Origin of the sequence: Devosia sp. LjRoot16, from assembly GCF_964252795.1 — a bacterium.
Taxonomy (GTDB): Bacteria; Pseudomonadota; Alphaproteobacteria; order Rhizobiales; family Devosiaceae; genus Devosia_A.
This window is the reverse complement of record NZ_CAXUPH020000002.1, coordinates 556,383-576,300: the sequence shown is the minus strand read 5'-3', so window position 1 is coordinate 576,300 and position 19,918 is coordinate 556,383. Positions and strand designations below refer to the sequence as shown.

The following is a 19,918-nucleotide window of genomic DNA, read 5'->3' as shown; positions in this document are numbered from 1 at the left end:
GCGGGACGGCGCTGCTGTGCCGTCCCGCACTACCCCAAGGGAGCACTATGCGAACCTATCGAAAGGCCTATCCGCTTGGCTGGCGGATCATGGACGGTATCGAGGCCGCCGTGGCCGCCGTCTGGCCGAGACGCCTGTCTGGTGCGGTGCCCTACGTGATGGTGCTGCCGGCGGTGCTGCTGGTGCTGCTCCTGGTGATCGGCATGGTGCAGATCGCCGACCAGAGCGCTCGTGTCCTCGATACCAGTACCTTCATGCCTTCGGCCGACTACCGCTCGGCCAACTACGAGCAGATCTTTAATAGCGGCCTCTACTGGTCGATCCTGTGGCGGAGCCTGCTCGGCTCGGTGATCGTCACCGTGCTCTGCCTCGTCTTCGCGTTTCCCTACAGCTACCTGATGGTGCGCACGCCCTCGGCCTTGCTGCGCAAGTTCCTGCTGATCGCGCTGTTCCTGCCCTTTTTCATCGGCCAGGTGGTGCGCGCCTATGGCTGGCTCATCATACTCGGCAACCAGGGGGTGGTGAACGAGGTGCTGGGGCTGGTCGGCGTTCCCCCCATGCGGCTGCTCTACAACTACCCAGCCGTCCTCTTCGGGCTGGTGCAGTACATGATCCCGTTCGCCGTGCTGATGCTGGCGCCGGCCCTCACCGCCATCCCCGAGGAGATCGAGTCCGCTGCCAGCAGCCTCGGCGCCAACTGGTGGCGGAGCTTCGTCCACGTCGTGCTGCCGATGGCCAAGCCCGGCCTGATCGGCGCCGGCCTCGTGGTCCTGACGCTGTCGTTGACCGATTTCGCCATGCCGGCCATCCTTGGCGGCGGCTCGCAGGATTTCATCGCCAATGCCATCTACGACCAGTTCTTCCGCACCTCCGACCAGGGGATGGGCGCCGCGCTCACCATCATCCTCGTCGGCATCGGTTCGCTGGTCGTTGGCATCGTCTTTTCGATCTTCGGGGCCGGCACCCTCGCCATGGGGAGGGATCGCAAATGACCCAGCAACCCCTGGGCAAGTCCATCGTCATCTGGACGATGGTGGCCCTGGTCCTCATCGTCCTTTCGGCCCCGACGATCGTGGTCCTCGGCGCCTCCTTCACCTCGGGCAACATCATCCAGTTCCCGCCCCAGGGGTTCTCGCTGCAGTGGTACGCCAAGATCGCGCTGGCCGATGACCTGCGCAGCGCTTTCGTCCGGTCGCTGGCCGTGGCGCTGATCTGCACCCTGATTTCCATCCCGGTCGGCACCCTCGCGGGCATCGCGCTCAGCAAGTATGCGATCAAGTTCGAGCGGACGCTGCAGATCTACTTGCTGCTGCCCTTCACCATCCCGCTGATCGGTTCCGGCATCGGGCTGATGCTGCTGTTCGGCGAGATGCGGATTCTCGGGCAGATCTGGCCGGTTGGCCTCGCCTGCTGCGTCATCAACCTGCCGTTCATGATCTGGGCGGTGATGGCGAGCTCGGCGAGCCTCGACCCCGACCTCGAACTGGCGGCGGCCAATTGCGGGGCAGGGCCGATCTCCACCTTCTTCAATGTGACCATCCCGGGCGTCATGCCCGGCATCATCAGCGGCTCGCTGCTAATGTTCATCCTGGCGCTCAACGAGTTCCTGGTCAGCCTGCTCCTGACCGACGCCCGGACGGTGACGCTGCCGGTGCAGATCTACAATTCGATCCGCTCGATCATCACCCCGGACCTCGCGGCCATCTCGGTGGTCTTCATCGTCTGCGCGACCCTGGTGATCGCGCTGCTCGACCGCCTGGTCGGCCTCGACATCTTCCTCAAATCGAAATGACGGTCCGCCGTCCGTACGCAAAGTGAGACGAACTATGTCTGACGTGTCCTTCTACGACTACGCGAAGCTCTCGACCGAGCAGCGGGCAGCGCTGCTGAAGCGTTCCGAGGCCGATCTCTCCGGCGTCATCGAGAAGGTGAAGCCGATCATCGAGGCGGTGCGGACCGAAGGCGATGCCGCGCTTGCCCGGTTTGCGCGGGATCTCGACAAGGCTGAGAACGTCACCGAAGCGACGCTGCAGGTCACGCCGGCTGAGTTCGACGCCGCCTTCAAGGCGGTCGACAGCAAGGTTATCGACGCCATCCAGTTCGGCATCGAGAACATCCGCAGCTTCCACGAGGAGCAGAAGCCCGAGACCATGTGGATGAAGGAGATCCGGCCGGGCGCCTATGCCGGCGATCGCTTCACCCCCATTCAGTCGGTCGCCCTCTATGTGCCGCGCGGCAAGGGCTCGTTCCCGTCGGTGACCATGATGACCTCCGTGCCGGCCGTCGTCGCCGGTGTGCCCAATCTTGCCATCGTCACCCCGCCGGCGCCCGATGGCAGCGTCGACGCAGCAACCCTGGTGGCGGCGCGCCTCGCCGGCGTCGAGACGGTCTACAAGGCCGGCGGCGCCCAGGCGGTTGCCGCGATTGCTTATGGAACGAAGACGGTGAAGCCGGCGCTCAAGATTGTCGGCCCGGGCAGCCCCTGGGTGGTCGCCGCCAAGCGCCTGCTCTCCGGCGTCATCGATACGGGCCTGCCTGCTGGTCCCTCCGAGGCGGTGATCTTTGCCGACGACACCATCGATGGCGGCCTCGCCGCGCTCGATCTGCTCATCGAAGCCGAGCACGGCCCGGATTCGTCGGCTTACCTCGTCACCCACAGCCGACGCGTTGCCGAGGAGGCGATCGCCGCGCTGCCGGGTATCTGGGCGAAAATGACCGAGCAGCGCGTCGCCTTCTCACGCACCGTGCTGACCGGCGGCAAGACCGGCGGCATCATCCTCACCTCGTCGGTCGAGGAGAGCTACGACTTCATCAACGCCTATGCCCCCGAGCACCTCGAGATCCTCTCCACCGAGCCCTATGATCATCTGGGCAAGATCACCGAGGCGTCGGAAATCCTGCTCGGCCAGCACACCCCCTGCAGTATCGGCAATTTCGGCCTCGGGCCCAATGCCGTGCTGCCGACCAGCCGCTGGGCCCGCACCTACGGTCCGCTCTCTGTTACCGATTTCGTCAAACGCAGCTCGATCGGTTACGTCACCGCCGCAGGTTTTCCGCTGCTCGCCAGGCACGCCCACGAGCTCGCCATCTACGAGGGTTTTTCGTCGCATGCCCTTGCCGTCTCGGACCTGCGCCAGCAGTTTGTGCGGTAGCCGATCCTATGCGTGCGGTGCGCCTCCATGACGTCAAGGACCTGAGGTTCGAACAGGTCGCTGCCCCCGGGGCGCCTGGCCCCGGTTCGGTGCTCATCGCCGTCGAGGCCGCCGGCATCTGCGGCTCGGACCTCCACAACTTCTCGACCGGGCAGTGGATTTCGCGCCGCCCAAGCGTCGCCGGCCACGAGTTCTGCGGCCGGGTCGTCGCGGTCGGGCAGGGGGTGTCCGGCCTGTCGGTTGGGCAAGCCGTGGTGGCCGATTCCCGCTTCTGGTGCGGCGAGTGCCCGCAGTGCCGCGACGGCCATCGCAACGCCTGTGAACGCCTCGGCTTCGTCGGCGAGGTCTGCGATGGCGGCTTCGCCGAACAGGTCATCCTGCCGGCGAGGCTCGTGCAGCTGCGACCTGAGACCATGGACCCACGCGTCGCGGCAATGAGCGAGCCACTCGCCGTGGCCCTCCACGCCATCAACAAGGTCGCACCGGCCGACGGCGCTGGCGTGCTGGTGGTCGGCTGCGGCACCATTGGCGGCCTCTGTGCGCTCGCCCTCTCGCATCGCCATAACGGCCCGCTCCTCCTGGCGGATCGCAATGCCGATCGGGCCCGGATGGTCGCGAAGGTCACCGGCGGTCGGGTTGTCGATCTCACACCGGACGCCATCGCCGCTGCCAACCAGGGCCGACCGCTGCGCTTTGCCATCGATGCCACCGGCAGCATCGCCGCCTTGGGGCAATTGCTCGATGTCATCGGGCCGAACTCCGTGCTTGGCCTTGTCGGCATCAGCCACGGCAAGCTCGATCTCGACCCCAATCACCTGGTCGAGCGCGAGATCCAGCTCGTCGGCTGTCACGCCTTCAAGGACGAACTGCCCGAGGCAATCGCCCTGGCCGATGTGCTCGGCGAGCAACTGCTCTCGCTGATCGACGAGGAGATCGGGCTCGACCAGGTGCCGGCCGCCTTCGAGCGCTTGCTGGCCGGCAATGTCAAAGGCCTCAAGACCATCATCTCCATCCGCTAGCCCGGCAGACCCGACCATGACCCAGTTTTCCAGCCGGACGGCGGATATCCGCGCCGCCGCCAAGCACCATGATGGCCGGGCGGAACCGCTGCTCGCGGCGCTGCTCGCCGATCTGTTCAAGATCGAAGCGCAGAACGTCGCCATCAATCGCGACCAGTACAGCCTCAACTCGCTCAACGGTTTCTTCGACACCGCCGACGGCGCCTTCTTCTTCAAGTTCCACCAGGAGGAGGGCGAGGAGCAGATGAGTGGCGAGTACTATCGCGCCGATATCCTGGCGCGCGCCGGGCTACCAGTGGATCAGGCGGTCTACGCCTCGACGCTCCCGGGCGAGCAGATCCTCGTCTATCGCCGGCGCACCGATCCACGTTTCTCCGATGTCCTGCGGGCCCTCGACCTCGACGACCATGCCGAGCGTCGCGCCGCGGCGGTCTCGGCCGAGGCGACGCTGAGCGATCGCGTCACCGACATCTACCGGCAGACCCTGCACCCGATCACGTCGGCGCAGTCGCAAAGCGAACCGGTGCACCGTCTGTTCTTCGAGCGCCTCATCGATCCGGTCACCGGCGCCTATCCCGGTGGGCGCCTCAAGAGCTTCTATGTCGGCCAGAGCTTCGCGTTTCCGGGTGTCACGCTGAGCTGGGCCGAATTCTCCGGCGCCAGGTTTGTCGTAAACGGCGTTACGTATCGCCATTCGATCGGCGAGCTGTTCGACCTGGCGCACCACCGGCTGAACCCCGCTCGCCTGGCGGATGCCGCCGGTGTCGTGGCGCATGGCGACGCACACAATGCCAACGTCTGGTATTCCGAGGGGCAGGACGGGCCCAGCCTGTCATTCTTCGATCCGGCGTTTGCCGGCGAACACGTGCCGACCCTCCTCGCCGAGGTGAAGACGACCTTCCACAACATCATCGCCCACCCGCTCTGGCTCTATGACCCCGAGCAAGCCGCCGAACGGTACACGGCAACCGCGACCTATCGCGACGGCACCCTCACCATCGACACCGACTGGGCCCTGACCCCGGTCCGCGACGATCTGCTCCAGGTCAAGGCCAAACGCGCCTGGCGCCCGCTATTGCAGGATTTGCGGGATCAAAACCTCCTGCCGGCAGACTGGCGTGAAGTTATCCGTCTGGGCCTCTTCCTCTGCCCCACACTGGTGATGAACCTCCGCGCCGGCAGCGGTCGCCACAACCCCAGCTCCTCGGCCATCGGCTTTGCCAACGCGGTGCGCGTCGGTAGCGAACCGAGTGCGGGCGCGGACTTCATCACCGCGTTCCTCAATTCAATCGAGCCGCGTTAGGCGTTGCTGGTTGGGCACCGCAGCGCCGCTGACGGTGACACAACGTCCCAACGACTGCTTGTGGCCCAAAGCAGACGCCCGCGTTCCAGGTTAGTCAAAGGGCTGCAGTGATCGAGGCGGCTGCGCCTGTTCTTCTCTACAAGAAAGTCTTTGTATCGAGCTGTTGATCCAGGGGTTCGTCCTGACTCACAGGGCGCTGTAGACACCATACCAACTAGTGGGTATGGTAGCGGTATGCACGAGTCACGCCTCAAAATTCTGAATGCGACGCTCAACGTCGTCCGGGAAAAGGGCTACCACGCCACCCGCATCGAGGATGTCTGCGCCGCAGCTGGCCTGACGAAGGGCAGCTTCTTTCATCATTTTTCCAGCAAGGAAGAATTGGCCATCGCCGCGGCCGCCCATTGGGATGTGGTCACCGGAACACTATTCGCCTCGGCGAGCTACCATTCCGCACCGGAGCCGCTCGACCGGCTGCTGGGCTACATCGAACTGCGGAAAGCCCTGCTCACCAACACGATCCCCGAGGCCACCTGCTACGCCGGCACGATCGTGCAGGAAGCCTATGTGACGCATCCCGCCGTTCGTGAGGCCTGCGCCAACAGCATCGTGTTGCACGCGCGGACGCTCGAAACGGATATCGAGGCGGCAATTGCCCGCAGCGACTACAGCGGCGAACTCACAGCCGAGAGCCTCGCACTGCACACCCAGGCGGTCGTGCAAGGCGCGTTCATCCTCGCCAAAGCGCTGGACGGTATGCCCGCCGCGCTCGACAGCCTCGATCATCTAGCTCGCTACTTCCGGCTGCTCTTTGCTGTGCCGGCGAGACGGGTCCGCAAGACGATTTCAAAGGAGAGGTAAGATGCCCCATGTCACTTCTGCGGACGGCACGAGGATCGCCTACGACCGGGAAGGCACTGGCCCGGCGGTGATCCTCGTCGGCGGCACCCTAGACGACGGCGCTGAGAACGCGCCGCTGGCCCGGCACCTTGCCGACCATTTCACGGTCTACAATTACGCACGACGCGGCCGGGGCGCCAGCGGCAATACACCGCCGTACGCCTTGGCGCGGGAGGTGGAAGACCTCGACGCACTGATTGCGACAGCCGGCGGCTCAGCTCACGTGTACGGCGCCTCATCTGGCGGCGCCCTCGCGCTGGAGGCAGCAGCGGCAGGTTCGGCGATCGACAAGATCGCGGTGTGGGATGTGCCGTACGTGATCGGAGACGACCTGTGGCCGAGGTTCAACCAGTACCTCGCGGACACCCACGAGGCATACAAAGCCGGCCGGGACGAGGAGCTCCTGGAACTCTTCATGAGGCTTACCGGCGGACCCGACGCGGACATCGCGACTTTCAAACAGTACCCGATCTGGGCCTCGTCCGTCGCGCTCGCCCACACGCTCGTCAAGGACGCCGTGATCCTCAATGACTATAAGATCCCCACGGACCGACTTGCCCGCATCACTCAGTCGGTCCTGGTGACCACCGAGGGTCCGATCACCCAACCCCAGTTGTCAGGCCTCCCGACCGACTTCTTCGACCGCGCCGCGAAAGCGATAACCGCTGCCATCCCCCAGACCGAACGACACACGCTCGACGGGCAGGGACACGTCGTCGCCCCCGAAGTCATGGCCCGTGTACTGAAGACGTTCTTCAACCAGTAACCCGTCGACACCAGGCTTCCACTGCCATCTGAGAAACCGGCCTTCATTAGCCTCGAGCACGTACGTGAGCCTCTCGAGATTCGGCTGCTGCGCAATTGGCGATTGCACGCGGTGCAGGTATCTCAAGACTTAGGTCGGAGTGCTGGAGTGGACGCGATCGAGCGGCGGCGTGCCTGAGCTCAGCGTCTGCCGCTCCGGCTAGGTCTTGCTCAGTCGAGCAAGCACCGCGTCCGTCACGTCGGCGCCGAGCCGATAGGAAAATGCCGTGACACTCGTAAGGTTGTCGCTGAGTGTGCAGTCGAAAGCGAGGCCATACCACCTGTCTCCGGAGCGGAAGATCGCGCCGGTGGCTGTGAGGCGCGTGCCTGTCATCTCCGACCTGGCGTAGGCTTCCGCCATCACCACGTCGGGCGTGAAGCGTTCCCCGGCATTGCCGATCTGGGCCAGGGCCTCGATGTTGCAGGTTTGCGCCAGCCGCTTTTCGGGCGGCAGCGTTTCGAGCATCGCGCGCGCCTGCGCCATGCTGGGAACACTCAGCATCGCCTTGAGATAGAAGCGTGTGGCGCTGCGCGGCGCGCCCAGCTCGAGGGTCGCGACATCGGGCTCCGCCGACGGAGCAGGCGGGGCCGTTCCTTCCGTCATCTCGCCAGTGTCGGCCGTGACTGCGGTGACGGCGCCATCCGGCCCGCTGGCTGGGGCAGTCAACCCCCTCACTTTGGGACGCGACAGCGGTATCGGGGCTTCCTGTGCCGAGGTCTCCGCACCCCCCACCGGCTCCGATACTGCGGTGGCCGAGGCCTCGTCTACGGTCTTTGGGGCCGCCGCTTCGGATGACGTTTCGGGCGGAGAGACCTCCTCCGCGGCCGATGGAGCTGGACCGGCAGCTTGCTCTGCCGGTGGCGGATTGGCTGGGGTCGTCTTGGCCGGCGGCAAGGTTGCCGCCGAATCCTCCTCCGCTGGCTCCTCCGCAGGCGGCTCGCTGGTCTCCGGGGGCCGCACTAGCTCCACGTCAATGGCCGCTGGTGGTGTGGCTTCGGCGCTGTCAGGCCGCGGCTGCCAGAGGAAGAACACGAGCACCCCCACATGCAGCATTGCTGAAGCCATCGTGCCCCAGACGTTCCATGGCTTACGCCTTGGCGGCTCGGGGAGCGTCGGCTCGGGCAGCGTGATTTCGCTCATGGTTCAGCCTGCCATGACGATTGTGGGCGTCCGGTGGGAGGAGCAAGAACATTTTCGCTCGCCAGGGACTTACTGGCAATGGTCAGGAGGGGCCCGAATAGTGCTGGGGCGTATGGGTGTCCGCTTCTGCGCATGGCGGACGCTTCTACTCGCCTCGGCTCGGACAAAGGCCTGCAAGCTCCAGCGCCCGCTGCCTTTTTGATGGTCGGGGCAGAGTGATTCGAACACTCGACCCCCGGTTCCCAAAACCGGTGCTCTACCAGACTGAGCTATACCCCGAACTATCGCCCTTCCGTTATCGGGAGTTGCTGCAAAGAGCAAGCAGGGCAAGCCCATTTGAGTTCCGGTTGACGTGAACTGGCGTCTCCGCCGACAAGAGCGCCATGATCGATCTGAGCAAGCCTTGGCCCTTTGGCCTCACCCGTCGCCGCGCGCCCTGGTTCGTCCTCGGCTTTGTCGTGCTGATCGCGGTGCTGCATCTGCTCGATCGGCCGCTTTCGGCCTGGGGGCAGGGGCTACCGGGCAACGTACGGGCGGTCTTCTTCTGGATCACCGAATGGGGGAAATCCGACTGGATTCTGATTCCCACCTGCATCGCCTGGCTCGTGGCGTGGCTGCTTTCGCTGCTGACGCGCGATAACCTCCGCCTCGCGCTGCGGGAAGTGGCCGCGCTCGCCGGCTTCATTTTCCTCGGCGTCGGCCTTCCTGGCCTCGTCTCGACGCTGCTCAAGCGCACCATCGGGCGCGGGCGGCCCGAGACCTGGACGGCCGAAACGCCGCTGAGCTTCCAGAGCTTCAACTGGAGCGCCTACGACTACCAGAGCTTCCCCTCGGGTCACTCCACCACTGCCTTCGCCTTTGCCGCGGTCGTGGCATTCCTGTGGCCGCGGGCGTTCTGGCCGGCCATGCTGTTTGCCGCCGCTATTGCCGTGTCGCGCATTGTCGTCGGCGAGCACTACCCCACCGACATCACCGCAGGCGCGCTGCTCGGCCTGCTCGGCGCCTACGCGGTGCGCCAACTGTTCGTATCGCGCGGCTGGTTGTTCGCCGCGACCGCTTCAGGCACGGAGCGCCGGCCGTTCGCCGCGCTCCGTACCCTGTTGGTCAGGCGATAGCCCGGTAGCGCGTCAGCGCTGCCGCCATGTCCGCCTTGAGGTCGTCGAGGCTCTCGAGCCCCACATGCACGCGGAACATCTGCCCCGGCGCGTCCCATGCCACCGCCGTGCGGATGTTCGAGGGATCGAACGGGATGCAGAGGCTCTCGTAGCCGCCCCACGAATAGCCCATGCCGAACAGCTGAAAACCGTTGACCATCGCCGCCAGCGCGTCGCGCGAGCGCTGCTTCAGCCGAAAGGCGAACAGGCACCCGGCGCCGCTGAAATCGCGCTTGAACAGGGCGTGATCCGGATGGCTCGGCAGGGCAGGGTGGTAAACCTCCTCAACCTCAGGCTGCCCCTCGAGCCAGCCGGCGAACGCCAGCGCTGCCTCGTTGTGGTGCTTCATCCGCACTGCCAGCGTTCTCAGCCCGCGCAGCGTCAGGTACGAATCGTCCGGTGATACGGCAACCCCGAGGATGCGGTGGGTGCGTTTCAGCCGGGCCCACAGCTTCTCGTTGGCGGAAACCGTGCCCACCATGGCGTCCGAGTGCCCGACGAACATCTTGGTCGCGGCATGCATCACCATATCGGCGCCCATTTCGAGCGGCCGGTGGAACAGCGGCGTGCCCCACGAATTGTCGACGATCACCGTGATGCCGCGGGCGTGCGCAGCTGCGGCAATCGCCGGCAGGTCCTGCATTTCGAAAGTCAGCGACCCAGGGCTCTCGACGAAGATCGCCTTGGTCGTCTCGGTGAACAATTCGGCGATACCCGCGCCGATGCGCGGATCATAGTAGCGAGTCGTCACGCCGAACCGGGTCAGCCCCTCGGTGGCGAAGGTCCGTGTCGGCTCGTAGGCCGAGTCGGTCATCAGCAACTCATCGCCCGCCGAAACGGCCGCCAGCAGCGCCGTCGAAACCGCCGACAGGCCCGATGGCGCAACGATGGTGCCGACCGCCCCTTCGAGCTCGCTGACGAGCTCGCACAGCGCCCGGGTCGTCGGATTGTCGTTCCGCCCGTAGCGGTAGGGCGCCTTGTAATCTTCCAGTTCGTCCAGCGACTTGAACAGGATCGTCGAGCCACGGAACACCGGCATGTTCACAAAGCCCAGGTGCTCGTCCGAAGCCCGCCCGCCATGCGTGAGGACGGTTGCGAGGGATGCGGGAGTGCCGCTTTTCCCGTTGTTATCAGTCATTTCAAACTCTGCCCAAAACGCAGTCACCAGAGAAATATGGGCAAAAAACAGTCAGGTTTGCTGCCCCATTTCGGCCATAGCGCTTGACGCAACCGTCAATTGCCGCTTCGATGCTTACCAGCATCACATCCGCCCTCCAAGGCGGAGGTGCCGCCGGGCAACAGGCTGGGGCCAAGTTGCCCGACGAACAGGGTCAGGAAACAAGGTAATAACAATGATCAAATCGCTTCTTTCCGTCGCGCTTGCGGCAGGCCTCGGCCTTTCCGCATCCGCCGCCTTCGCGCAGACGACAACCTCGGCAACGCTCGACGCGGTCAAGGCCAAGGGCTATGTCCAATGCGGCGTGACCGGCGGCGTGCCGGGGTTCTCTGCCCCCGACGCGAACAACAACTGGTCTGGTCTCGAAGTCGATTACTGCCGCGCTCTGGCGGCCGCGATCTTCAACAATGCGGACTCCGTCCGTTACACGCCGCTCACCTCGCAGGAGCGCTTCACCGCGCTCAGCGCCGGTGAAATCGACGTGCTGTCGCGTACCACCACCTGGACCATGAGCCGCGATACCCAGCTGGGCATCAAGTTCATCGGCACCATGTTCTATGACGGTCAGGGCTTCATGGTCCGCAAGGCCGACAACATCGCTTCGGCGCTCGATCTCAGCGGCGCCGCCGTCTGCATCGAGTCGGGCACCACCACCGAGCTGAACGCGGCCGACTACTTCGCCGCCAACAACCTCGAGTTCAACACCGTGGTGTTCGTCGACCAGGACGAAGTGGTGAAGGCCTACGAAGATGGCCGTTGCGACGTCTACACCACTGACTCCTCTGCGCTCGCCGCCGAGCGTTCGAAGTTCGCCAACCCGGCTGACCACATCATTCTGCCGGAGATCATCTCCAAGGAGCCGCTCGGCCCCGTGGTGCGTCAGGGCGACGATGGCTGGTTCAACATTGCCCGCTGGACCTACTACGCGCTGCTCGAAGCCGAAGAGCTGGGCGTCAGCTCGGCCAACGTTGACGAGATGCTGGCTTCCGACAACCCGGCGATCAAGCGCCTGCTTGGCGTTGAAGGCGACTTCGGCACCCCGATCGGCCTGACCAAGGACTGGGCCTACCAGATCATCAAGCTGGTCGGTAACTACGGCGAGGTCTATGACAAGCATGTCGGCCCGAACACGCCGATCGGCCTTGCCCGCGGCCTGAACGCCCTTTGGAAAGACGGCGGCATCCAGTACTCGCCGCCGATCCGCTAAACCTTCTGCAGCCCGGCGCTGAGCTCCAGCGCCGGGCTGATCGTTTCCGGCGGGCGGCAGGCGGAACCCGCATGCGCCGGTATTTTTCTTCTCCTGGGCAGGGAGATGCATAGCTCATGGCATCCATCGACACGGCGCAATCACCGCCGCGGGGCTTCTCATTCAACGATCCCGTCGTGCGGGGCGTCATCTACCAGGTCGTCGTCGCGGTACTGGTGGTGGTGTTCCTCGTCTGGATCGTCAACAACACGGCGATCAACCTCAAGGCGCAGAACAAGACCTCGGGCTTCGACTTCCTGTGGAAGACGGCCGGGTTCGACATCAGCTTCACGCTGTTCCCGTTCGATCGCACTTCGCTGTACTGGCAGGCGTTCCTCGTCGGCCTCACCAACACCGTTCTCGTCGCCGTCATCGGCATCTTCTTTGCCACGCTCATCGGCTTCACTATCGGCATCGCACGGCTGAGTTCGAACTACCTGGTGTCCCGGCTGGCGACGGTCTACGTCGAGACCATCCGCAACATCCCGCTGCTGCTGCAGCTGTTCTTCTGGTACTTCGCGGTCCTGAAGACCATGCCGGCGGTGCGCGACTCGCTGGCGCTGCCGCTCGATACCTTCATCAATCAGCGCGGCCTGTTCGTGCCCAAGCCCATCCCCGACGAGCAGTTCGTCTGGGTCTGGGTCGGGCTCGCCGTTGCCCTGGTGCTGTGGCTGGTGCTGCGGCAATGGGCCAAGGCGCGCCTCGAGCGCACCGGCAAGCGCTTCCCGGTGTTCCTCTGTGGCCTCGCCCTCACGCTGGTTATCGTCGGCCTCGTCTGGGTGGTGAGCGGCGCTTCCGTCACCTTCGATCCGCCGGTGCTCAACCGCTTCAATTTCAAGGGCGGCCTCGAGCTGCCCCCTGAGCTGGTGGCGCTGGTTTTCGGCCTCTCGATCTACACCGCGGCGTTCATTGCCGAGCTGGTGCGCGGCGGCATCCAGTCGGTCAGCCACGGCCAGACCGAGGCGGCAGAGGCGCTGGGGCTACAGGATGGCGACCGGCTGCGGCTGGTCATCGTCCCGCAGGCGATGCGCGTCATCATCCCGCCGCTGACCAGCCAGTACCTGAACCTGACCAAGAACTCGTCGCTCGGCGCCGCCATCGGCTACCCCGAGCTGGTCAACGTGTTCACCGGCACGACGCTCAACCAGACCGGCCGCGCCATCGAGGTGATCGCGCTCACCATGCTGGTCTACCTCATCCTGTCGCTGGGCACCTCGGCGATCATGAACTGGTACAACGCCCGTGTGGCGCTGGTTGAACGCTAGGAGCGGCAGATGACCGATATCGCCTTCGTCCGCTCCGAGATCGAGAAAGCCCAGCCGGCGCCCCGCAGCCAGACTGGCCTCGTCGCCTGGCTGCGCAAGAACCTGTTTGCCAGCGTCTCGGACACCATCCTCACCGTCGTCGCGGTAGTTCTGCTGTTGTGGCTCGTCCCGCAGCTCTATGGCTTCCTGATCGGCCGCGCCGTCCCTCCGGGCGGCACGGTCGAGCAGTGCCGGGTCGAGAATGTCGGTGCCTGCTGGGCCTATATCGCCAGCGAGATCGAGTTCTTCATCTACGGCTTCTACCCGATGGCCGAGTACTGGCGCCCGAACATCGTGTTCGCCATGCTCGCGCTGATCGGCCTGCCGCTGCTCTGGCCGTCGGCCCCGTTCAAGATCGTCAACGCCATCCTGTTCTTCGTGGTGTTCCCGATCGCCTCGGTGGTCATGCTGTCGGGTGGCATGTTCGGCCTGCGCTACGTGCCGACCGAGCAGTGGGGTGGGCTGCTGGTCACGCTGATCATCTCGGTGGTCGGCATCAGCCTGTCGCTGCCGATGGGGATCCTCCTGGCGCTCGGCCGGCAATCCAAGCTCCCGATCATCAAGACCCTCTGCATCGCCTTCATCGAGCTGATCCGCGCCGTGCCGCTGATCACCATCCTGTTCATGGCCTCGATCATGCTGCCGCTGTTCATGCCGCAGGGGACGACCGTGGACAAACTGGTGCGCGCCCTGGTCGGTGTCACGCTGTTCGCCTCGGCCTACATGGCCGAAGTGGTGCGCGGCGGCATGCAGGCCATCGGCCGCGGCCAGTACGAGGCGGCCGCCGCCCTCGGGCTCGGCTATTGGCAGCGCATGGGCTTCATCATCCTGCCGCAGGCATTGAAGCACGTGATCCCCGGCATCGTCGGCAACTTCATCTCGCTGCTGAAGGATACCTCGCTGGTCTACATCGTCGGCATGAAGGATCTGCTCGAAGCGGTGAAGACCAAGAACGACGCCATCGAATGGGCATCGCCAACGCAGTCGGTCACCGGCTATATTTTTGCCGCAGCCGTGTTCTGGGTGCTCTGTTTCTCAATCTCCCGATACTCCCGATACTGGGAGCGCCGGCTCAATACCGGCCACAAGAGGTAGCTGATGTCAGACGTATCTCCAGTCGTCGTCGATCGCGATATCGACACCACCAACATGCAGGTTTCCAAGACCGAGGTGGCGGTCGAGATCATCGGCATGAACAAGTGGTTCGGTGATTTCCACGTGCTGCGCGACATCAACCTCAAGGTGATGAAGGGCGAGCGCATCGTCATTGCCGGGCCGTCGGGCTCCGGCAAGTCGACACTGATCCGCTGCATCAACCGCCTCGAGGAGCACCAGAAGGGCCAGGTCATCGTCAACGGCGTCGAGCTGACCTCCGACCTGAAGCGCGTCGATGAAGTGCGGCGCGAAGTCGGCATGGTGTTCCAGCACTTCAACCTGTTCCCGCACCTGACGATCCTGCAGAACCTGACGCTGGCGCCGATCTGGGTGCGCGGCGTGCCCAAGGCACAGGCCGAGGAAACGGCGATGATGTACCTCGAGCGGGTGCGCATCCCCGAGCAGGCGGCCAAGTACCCCGGCCAGCTCTCGGGCGGCCAGCAGCAACGCGTCGCCATCGCCCGCTCGCTCTGCATGAACCCCAGGATCATGCTGTTCGACGAGCCGACCTCGGCGCTCGATCCGGAAATGGTCAAGGAAGTGCTTGAGGTGATGATCAGTCTCGCCGAGGAAGGCATGACCATGCTCTGCGTCACCCATGAAATGGGTTTCGCCCGCCAGGTCGCCAACCGCGTCATCTTCATGGATCAGGGCCAGATCATCGAGCAGAACGAACCCGAAGCGTTCTTCTCCAACCCGCAGCACGAACGCACCAAGCTGTTCCTCAGCCAGATATTGCACTGAGTCAGTTGGGACCCGAGGCCCCGCAGTTTCCGCCTCCCTCCCCCTTTGAGGGGAGGGATTGAGGGTGGGGTGGTGCGGTGATCACCGATGGACCCCCCCACCCCTCCCCTCAAGGGGGAGGGGAGCTCCCGCCCCGTTCGTCCCGCGTCGCACAGCCGCCTTGACCCGGTCACCCGCGATCGGGATATTGCGCGCCGAGGGCGAGTTGGAGCAGCGTTTAGACCATGACGGTTCAGGCCGTTTGGCGTGGCCTCGTCCGCGTCATCCTCGTTATCGCGATACTGACCCCGTCCTGGGCCTCGGCACAGCCGGCGGCGCCCGCTATGGCCGGCCCGACACTGCAGGCGATCCGTGACCGCGGCCATCTGATCTGCGCCACCGCCGACCCGTTGCCCGGCTTTGCTCAGCCCGGCGCCGATGGGCGCTGGACCGGCTTCGATGTCGATTTCTGCCGCGCTATCGCGGTCGCCGTGTTCAACGACGCCAGCAAGATGGAGTTCGTGCCGCTCTCGGGCGACAGCCGCTTCGCTCAACTGCAGACCGGCAGCATCGATCTCATCGCCCGCAACGCCCCCTGGACCATGCGACGGGATACCGGCTACGGCGCCAGCTATGTCGCCACCTCATTCTATGACGGGCAGGCGATCATGGTGCCGCAGTCGCTCGGCGTCGTCTCGGCCTATGAGCTCGACGATGTCCGTGTCTGCATCGTCGATGCGCCCGAGGGGCTTGCCAACCTGCGTGAGTTCTTCTTCGGCACCCAGGCGACCTATACCGAGGTGCTCTACGAAGACCGCGAGGACCTGACCGTCGCCTACCGCGAAGGCCGCTGCAATGCCGTCTCCGCTTCCGCCAGTTTCCTCAACGCCATGCGTCGCAGCCTGCCCGAGCCGGCCACCCATCGCATCCTGCCCGAGCGCATCTCCAAGGACGCCTTCGGCCCGGTGATCCGCTCCGGCGATGACCAGTGGTTCGATATCGTCGAGTGGACCCTGTTCGCGCTCATTGATGCCGAGGAAGCCGGCGTCACCTCGCTCAATATCGGCTCGCTCGCCGCCGCCAAGACCCACCGCATCCGCCGCCTGCTCGGCCTTGAAGGCACCTTCGGCCCTAGCATCGGGCTCGACTCGATGTTCATCGCCAATGTCATCAAGGCTGTCGGCAATTACGGCGAGATCTTCGAGCGAAACTTCGGCCCTGCCACCGGCGCCGCCGTGGTCCGCGGCCAGAACGCGCTGTGGATCAACGGTGGCCTGATCTGGGCCCCGCCGATCGAGTAGTTTCTGCACCCCTCAAGGGGCAGGGAGGCCCGCCGCCACCACGGGCCTCAAGCTACCCGAAAACCACCGACACCCGGCGGTTGATCGCGCCCTTCTTCTCGATCTTGCCGAGCCGCAGCGGGCCGATCTCGCTGGTGTTTTTGACATGCGTGCCGCCGCAGGGCTGCAGGTCGACATCACCGATCCGCACCAGCCGCACCCGGCCCTGGCCCATCGGCGGCTTGACGTTCATCGATTTGATCAGCCCGGGATTGGCCTCGAGCTCGGCGTCGGTGATCCACTCGGCCGAGACCGGCAGCGCCGCCTCGACCAGATCATTGAGCTTCCGTTCGACCTCGGCAGTGTCGGGGACATCGGGCAGGTTGAAATCCACCCGCCCCTTGTCCTCTCCCACCGCAGCACCGGTGATCGGGTAGGGCAGCACCACCGTCACGAGGTGCAGCGCCGTATGCATGCGCATCAGCTTGTGTCGGCGCTCCCAATCGAGGTGCGCGATCACCTCATCGCCCACCGCCAGCGGCGGCTGCCCCTCGACCGGCAGGTGCACGATCACCGTCTTGTCGCCATCGGGGTGGATGGTGCCGCCGAGGCTGACGAACGAGCCATCGGCCCGCTCCAGCCGGCCGGTGTCGCCAGGCTGGCCGCCCGATGTCGCATAAAAGATCGTCCGGTCCAGCACGATCCCGCCCTCGGGCGTGATCGCTGTGACCAGCGTCGGCAGCGAGCGGACATAGCTGTCCTCTCGAAAGATGAACTCAGTCACGCAACCGGCTCCGCCTCAACGACTGACTCCCAGTCTATGGGCGTCCTCTGCTCAAGCCAATGCGGCACCGGCAGGTTCTTCGAGCGCAGGAACTCCGGATTGAACAGCTTGCTCTGATAGCGGTTGCCGTAGTCGGCAAGGATGGTGACGATGGTCTTGCCCGGCCCGAGGTCGCGCGCCAGCCGCACCGCGCCGGCGATGTTGATGCCGGACGAACCGCCGAGGCAGAGCCCTTCGTGTTCGAGCAGGTCGAACACATAGGGCAGGGCCTCGCTGTCGGGGATCTGGTAGGCGCGATCGACCACGATATCCTTGAGGTTCGCGGTGATGCGGCCCTGGCCGATGCCCTCGGTGATCGAGTTGCCCGAGCTCTTGAGCTCGCCGGTGGTGTAGTAGCTGTAGAGCGCCGCGCCCTCGGGGTCGGCGAGGCCGATCTGGATGTTCGGGTTCCTGGCCTTCAGCGCCATCGAAATGCCGCCGAGCGTGCCGCCCGAGCCGACTGCCGAGACGAACCCATCGATCTTGCCGCCGGTCTGCTCCCAGATCTCCGGGCCGGTGGTCTCGATATGGGCCTGCCGGTTCGCGGTATTGTCGAACTGGTTGGCCCAGATCGCGCCGCCCGGCAGTTCCTTGGCCAGCTTCTCGGCCAGCCGGCCGCTCAGCTTCACGTAGTTGTTTGGGTTCTTGTAGGGTTTGGCGGGCACCTGGATCAGTTCGGCGCCGAGCAGCGTCAGCGCGTCCTTCTTTTCCTGGCTCTGCGTCTCGGGGATCACGATCACCGATTTGTAGCCCAGCGCATTGGCCACCATGGAAAGCCCGATGCCGGTATTTCCGGCAGTGCCCTCGACGATCGTCCCACCGGGCCGCAGCAGCCCGCGCTTCTCGGCGTCGCGGATGATGAACAGCGCGGCACGATCCTTCACCGATTGCCCCGGGTTCAGGAACTCCGCCTTGCCCCAGATCTCCGAGCCCGTCGCGTCGGACACGCGGTTGAGCCGGATCAGGGGCGTGTTGCCGATGGCGGAGATAACGTCGCGGTGGTTGGTCATGGGGCCGGAGGGTGGGCTGTGGAGGTTGGCCTGAACCTAGGCGGCAGCCCCTTCACTGCCAAGGCTTAAGCTGCGGAATGGTATGGGATTTTCCGGCCCGCACGAGAAAGGGCAGGATTTCGCGCGGTCATCGGGATTGTCGGAATTTCGGACCTTGCCACATCTGAGTTCAGTCTGCCTCTAGACCCTTTGTCCTCCAGGCAAAGGCGCGTCACAGCAGGCCTACAGCGCCTTGAACGCCTCCAGCGCCCGCTCGCGCGAAACTTTGAGGTCGACGATCGGCGCGGGGTAATCGAGCGCCACGGCATCCGGCGCCTCCCAGGGCTGGTGCACCAGCTTGTCCGGCAACCCTGCCACTTGCGGTACCCAGCGCCGCACGTAGTCGCCGGCCGGATCGAACCGCTCGCCCTGTGTCACCGGGTTGAAGATCCGGAACCAGGGCGAAGCGTCGAGCCCGCTGCCGGCCACCCATTGCCAGTTGCCGGGGTTGTTCGCCGGATCGGCGTCGACCAGCGTGTCCCAGAACCACTGCTCGCCCTTTCGCCAATCGATCAGCAGGTTCTTGGCGAGGAGCGACGCGGTGAGCATCCGCACCCGGTTATGCATCACCCCGGTCTCCCACAACTCGCGCATCCCTGCGTCGATGATCGGGATACCCGTCCGCCCATGCCGCCAGGCTTCGAGCGCCGCATCGGCATGCCGCCATTTGAGCCCTCTATGCTTCTCGACCATCGGCACGGTCGCGATGTCGTCGCGGTGGTAGAGCTGGTTGTAGTTGAAGTCCCGCCAGCCCAGCTCCGACAGGAATTTGTCGATTGCCGAGGCCTTGGCCGGTACGTGATGCGCCATCGCCAGCGCCGCGTGCCACACCTGTCGTGGACTGATCTCGCCGAACGCCAGGTGCGGCGACAGTCCGGAGGTTGCTGCCTTCCTGGGGATGTCGCGATCCCCGGGATAGTCGAGCACCAGTTCATCGAGAAACCGATCGAGCCGCTCGCGTGCTGCCGCCTCGCCGATCTGCCAGTGCCCGGCGAGCTTCCGGCCCCAGTCCGCTTCGCGGTAATCGGCATCGACCTGCCTGGGTCTGATCGCTTCGCCGTGCCTTGGCCTCGGCAGCGGCTTGTCGATCTCGCGCTTCTTCAGCGTGTTCCAGAACGGCGTGTACACCGAATAGGGCTTGCCGGCGCCGGTTGCCATTTCGAACGGCTCGACCAGCAGGTTGGCAGCAAAGCTCTCGGTCGCTATGCCCTCGCGCTTCAGCCGCGCCTTGATGCCGGCATCGATTTCGCGCTCCGCCGGTCCATAGCGCCGGTTCCAGTACACCGCGTCGGCACCATGGGCGGCGATCGCCTTGAACAGCTCAGCCTCGGCCTCACCCTCGACGGTCTCGAGCGGCACGCCAAGCTGCGCCAGCTCCTCCGCCAACCGGTTGAGGCTGTGATGCAGCCACCAGCGGCTGGCGGCGCCGCGCCGCCGCAGCCTGCCATCTGTCGCCTCGATGTGGATGGCGTGCGCCTTGCGGTGCTTCAGCGCCGCGAATAACGCCGGGTTGTCGGCGATCCGCAGGTCGTTTCTGAGCCAGACCAGCGCCGTTCCAGTCATGGAATAGATTTTCCTTTGCTCGGTATCCCCGACGCAGCCGTTCTTGTCATGACGATCATGCGACAAGCTCCACCTTTACAACGCCTGATACGCGCAAACAGGCGGAATAGTTGACTTTTTTGGTA

18 protein-coding genes and 1 tRNA gene are annotated in these 19,918 nt (G+C 64.9%); 13 read left to right on the top strand and 6 right to left on the bottom strand.

Features of this window, described 5'->3' with window-relative positions; translation table 11 throughout:
• The first annotated feature begins 47 nt into the window (after nucleotides 1–47).
• The 7 genes from ACSQ23_RS13200 to ACSQ23_RS13170 all read left to right on the top strand — a co-directional run bounded on the left by ACSQ23_RS13200 (nucleotide 48) and on the right by ACSQ23_RS13170 (nucleotide 7,140).
• Nucleotides 48–992 (top strand): ABC transporter permease, encoded by a 945-nt coding sequence (locus ACSQ23_RS13200; RefSeq protein ID WP_055995531.1) that lies wholly within the window; start codon nucleotides 48–50, stop codon nucleotides 990–992.
• Nucleotides 989–1,792 (top strand): ABC transporter permease, encoded by an 804-nt coding sequence (locus tag ACSQ23_RS13195; protein WP_055878662.1) that lies wholly within the window; start codon nucleotides 989–991, stop codon nucleotides 1,790–1,792. The genes ACSQ23_RS13200 and ACSQ23_RS13195 overlap by 4 nt, the downstream gene beginning before the upstream one ends.
• A 34-nt stretch (nucleotides 1,793–1,826) precedes the next feature.
• A complete protein-coding gene (gene hisD, locus ACSQ23_RS13190) occupies nucleotides 1,827–3,152 on the top strand; it encodes a histidinol dehydrogenase (protein WP_055995534.1) in 1,326 nt (441 codons plus the stop codon).
• Between the two features lie 8 nt (nucleotides 3,153–3,160).
• Nucleotides 3,161–4,171: a zinc-dependent alcohol dehydrogenase gene (locus tag ACSQ23_RS13185; protein ID WP_436090891.1), complete on the top strand. Its 1,011-nt coding sequence runs from the start codon at nucleotides 3,161–3,163 to the stop codon at nucleotides 4,169–4,171.
• Between the two features lie 16 nt (nucleotides 4,172–4,187).
• The gene (locus ACSQ23_RS13180; RefSeq protein WP_436090890.1) at nucleotides 4,188–5,474 is read left to right on the top strand and encodes a hypothetical protein; all 1,287 of its coding nucleotides are present in this window, start codon (nucleotides 4,188–4,190) and stop codon (nucleotides 5,472–5,474) included.
• A 234-nt stretch (nucleotides 5,475–5,708) separates the two neighbouring features.
• The gene (locus ACSQ23_RS13175) at nucleotides 5,709–6,335 is read left to right on the top strand and encodes a TetR/AcrR family transcriptional regulator (protein ID WP_436090889.1); all 627 of its coding nucleotides are present in this window, start codon (nucleotides 5,709–5,711) and stop codon (nucleotides 6,333–6,335) included.
• A gap of 1 nt (nucleotide 6,336) precedes the next feature.
• Nucleotides 6,337–7,140: an alpha/beta fold hydrolase gene (locus tag ACSQ23_RS13170; RefSeq protein WP_436090888.1), complete on the top strand. Its 804-nt coding sequence runs from the start codon at nucleotides 6,337–6,339 to the stop codon at nucleotides 7,138–7,140.
• Nucleotides 7,141–7,338: 198 nt separating this feature from the next.
• On the opposite strand, the gene ACSQ23_RS13165 is transcribed toward ACSQ23_RS13170, so the two are convergent.
• Nucleotides 7,339–8,319: a DUF930 domain-containing protein gene (locus tag ACSQ23_RS13165; protein ID WP_436090887.1), complete on the bottom strand. Its 981-nt coding sequence runs from the start codon at nucleotides 8,317–8,319 to the stop codon at nucleotides 7,339–7,341.
• Between the two features lie 202 nt (nucleotides 8,320–8,521).
• Nucleotides 8,522–8,598: transfer RNA gene (locus tag ACSQ23_RS13160), tRNA-Pro, on the bottom strand.
• Nucleotides 8,599–8,702: 104 nt separating this feature from the next.
• Between ACSQ23_RS13160 and ACSQ23_RS13155 the strand changes: the two genes are divergently transcribed.
• Nucleotides 8,703–9,434 carry a phosphatase PAP2 family protein gene (locus ACSQ23_RS13155; RefSeq protein WP_436090886.1) on the top strand — a complete coding sequence of 244 codons (732 nt, stop codon included), beginning with the start codon at nucleotides 8,703–8,705 and terminating at the stop codon, nucleotides 9,432–9,434.
• Here the strand turns inward: ACSQ23_RS13155 and metC are convergent.
• On the bottom strand, nucleotides 9,424–10,611 hold the full coding sequence (gene metC / locus ACSQ23_RS13150) for a cystathionine beta-lyase (protein ID WP_436090885.1): 1,188 nt from the start codon (nucleotides 10,609–10,611) through the stop codon (nucleotides 9,424–9,426). The two genes, ACSQ23_RS13155 and metC, sit on opposite strands and share 11 nt — an antisense overlap.
• Before the next feature lie 214 nt (nucleotides 10,612–10,825).
• On the opposite strand from metC, the gene ACSQ23_RS13145 reads away from it, so the two are divergent.
• The 5 genes from ACSQ23_RS13145 (at nucleotide 10,826) to ACSQ23_RS13125 (ending at nucleotide 16,379) form a co-directional block, all read left to right on the top strand.
• Nucleotides 10,826–11,857: an amino acid ABC transporter substrate-binding protein gene (locus tag ACSQ23_RS13145; RefSeq protein ID WP_055878630.1), complete on the top strand. Its 1,032-nt coding sequence runs from the start codon at nucleotides 10,826–10,828 to the stop codon at nucleotides 11,855–11,857.
• 116 nt (nucleotides 11,858–11,973) lie between these two features.
• Nucleotides 11,974–13,161, top strand: coding sequence for an amino acid ABC transporter permease (locus tag ACSQ23_RS13140; RefSeq protein WP_436090884.1), 1,188 nt, complete (start codon nucleotides 11,974–11,976; stop codon nucleotides 13,159–13,161).
• A gap of 9 nt (nucleotides 13,162–13,170) precedes the next feature.
• Nucleotides 13,171–14,295, top strand: coding sequence for an amino acid ABC transporter permease (locus tag ACSQ23_RS13135; protein ID WP_055878624.1), 1,125 nt, complete (start codon nucleotides 13,171–13,173; stop codon nucleotides 14,293–14,295).
• Nucleotides 14,296–14,298: 3 nt separating this feature from the next.
• A complete protein-coding gene (locus ACSQ23_RS13130) occupies nucleotides 14,299–15,099 on the top strand; it encodes an amino acid ABC transporter ATP-binding protein (protein ID WP_055878623.1) in 801 nt (266 codons plus the stop codon).
• 224 nt (nucleotides 15,100–15,323) lie between these two features.
• A complete protein-coding gene (locus ACSQ23_RS13125; protein ID WP_055878620.1) occupies nucleotides 15,324–16,379 on the top strand; it encodes an amino acid ABC transporter substrate-binding protein in 1,056 nt (351 codons plus the stop codon).
• Nucleotides 16,380–16,431: 52 nt separating this feature from the next.
• On the opposite strand, the gene ACSQ23_RS13120 is transcribed toward ACSQ23_RS13125, so the two are convergent.
• The 3 genes from ACSQ23_RS13120 to ACSQ23_RS13110 form a co-directional block, all read right to left on the bottom strand.
• A complete protein-coding gene (locus ACSQ23_RS13120) occupies nucleotides 16,432–17,142 on the bottom strand; it encodes an alanyl-tRNA editing protein (RefSeq protein ID WP_055878619.1) in 711 nt (236 codons plus the stop codon).
• Nucleotides 17,139–18,191 carry a cysteine synthase A gene (locus tag ACSQ23_RS13115; RefSeq protein WP_436090883.1) on the bottom strand — a complete coding sequence of 351 codons (1,053 nt, stop codon included), beginning with the start codon at nucleotides 18,189–18,191 and terminating at the stop codon, nucleotides 17,139–17,141. Before ACSQ23_RS13115 ends, ACSQ23_RS13120 begins: the two co-directional genes overlap by 4 nt.
• Nucleotides 18,192–18,413: 222 nt before the next feature.
• Nucleotides 18,414–19,793: a cryptochrome/photolyase family protein gene (locus ACSQ23_RS13110; protein ID WP_436090882.1), complete on the bottom strand. Its 1,380-nt coding sequence runs from the start codon at nucleotides 19,791–19,793 to the stop codon at nucleotides 18,414–18,416.
• Between the last annotated feature and the right edge of the window lie 125 nt (nucleotides 19,794–19,918).

What these genes read in the sequence shown, in the direction of transcription:
- ACSQ23_RS13200 (WP_055995531.1), top strand. Translation starts at nt 48, where the DNA reads ATGCGAACCTATCGAAAGGCCTATCCGCTTGGCTGGCGGATCATGGAC.
- ACSQ23_RS13195 (WP_055878662.1), top strand. Translation starts at nt 989, where the DNA reads ATGACCCAGCAACCCCTGGGCAAGTCCATCGTCATCTGGACGATGGTG.
- hisD (WP_055995534.1), top strand. Translation starts at nt 1,827, where the DNA reads ATGTCTGACGTGTCCTTCTACGACTACGCGAAGCTCTCGACCGAGCAG.
- ACSQ23_RS13185 (WP_436090891.1), top strand. Translation starts at nt 3,161, where the DNA reads ATGCGTGCGGTGCGCCTCCATGACGTCAAGGACCTGAGGTTCGAACAG.
- ACSQ23_RS13180 (WP_436090890.1), top strand. Translation starts at nt 4,188, where the DNA reads ATGACCCAGTTTTCCAGCCGGACGGCGGATATCCGCGCCGCCGCCAAG.
- ACSQ23_RS13175 (WP_436090889.1), top strand. Translation starts at nt 5,709, where the DNA reads ATGCACGAGTCACGCCTCAAAATTCTGAATGCGACGCTCAACGTCGTC.
- ACSQ23_RS13170 (WP_436090888.1), top strand. Translation starts at nt 6,337, where the DNA reads ATGCCCCATGTCACTTCTGCGGACGGCACGAGGATCGCCTACGACCGG.
- ACSQ23_RS13165 (WP_436090887.1), bottom strand. Translation starts at nt 8,319, where the DNA reads ATGAGCGAAATCACGCTGCCCGAGCCGACGCTCCCCGAGCCGCCAAGG.
- ACSQ23_RS13155 (WP_436090886.1), top strand. Translation starts at nt 8,703, where the DNA reads ATGATCGATCTGAGCAAGCCTTGGCCCTTTGGCCTCACCCGTCGCCGC.
- metC (WP_436090885.1), bottom strand. Translation starts at nt 10,611, where the DNA reads ATGACTGATAACAACGGGAAAAGCGGCACTCCCGCATCCCTCGCAACC.
- ACSQ23_RS13145 (WP_055878630.1), top strand. Translation starts at nt 10,826, where the DNA reads ATGATCAAATCGCTTCTTTCCGTCGCGCTTGCGGCAGGCCTCGGCCTT.
- ACSQ23_RS13140 (WP_436090884.1), top strand. Translation starts at nt 11,974, where the DNA reads ATGGCATCCATCGACACGGCGCAATCACCGCCGCGGGGCTTCTCATTC.
- ACSQ23_RS13135 (WP_055878624.1), top strand. Translation starts at nt 13,171, where the DNA reads ATGACCGATATCGCCTTCGTCCGCTCCGAGATCGAGAAAGCCCAGCCG.
- ACSQ23_RS13130 (WP_055878623.1), top strand. Translation starts at nt 14,299, where the DNA reads ATGTCAGACGTATCTCCAGTCGTCGTCGATCGCGATATCGACACCACC.
- ACSQ23_RS13125 (WP_055878620.1), top strand. Translation starts at nt 15,324, where the DNA reads ATGACGGTTCAGGCCGTTTGGCGTGGCCTCGTCCGCGTCATCCTCGTT.
- ACSQ23_RS13115 (WP_436090883.1), bottom strand. Translation starts at nt 18,191, where the DNA reads ATGACCAACCACCGCGACGTTATCTCCGCCATCGGCAACACGCCCCTG.
- ACSQ23_RS13110 (WP_436090882.1), bottom strand. Translation starts at nt 19,793, where the DNA reads ATGACTGGAACGGCGCTGGTCTGGCTCAGAAACGACCTGCGGATCGCC.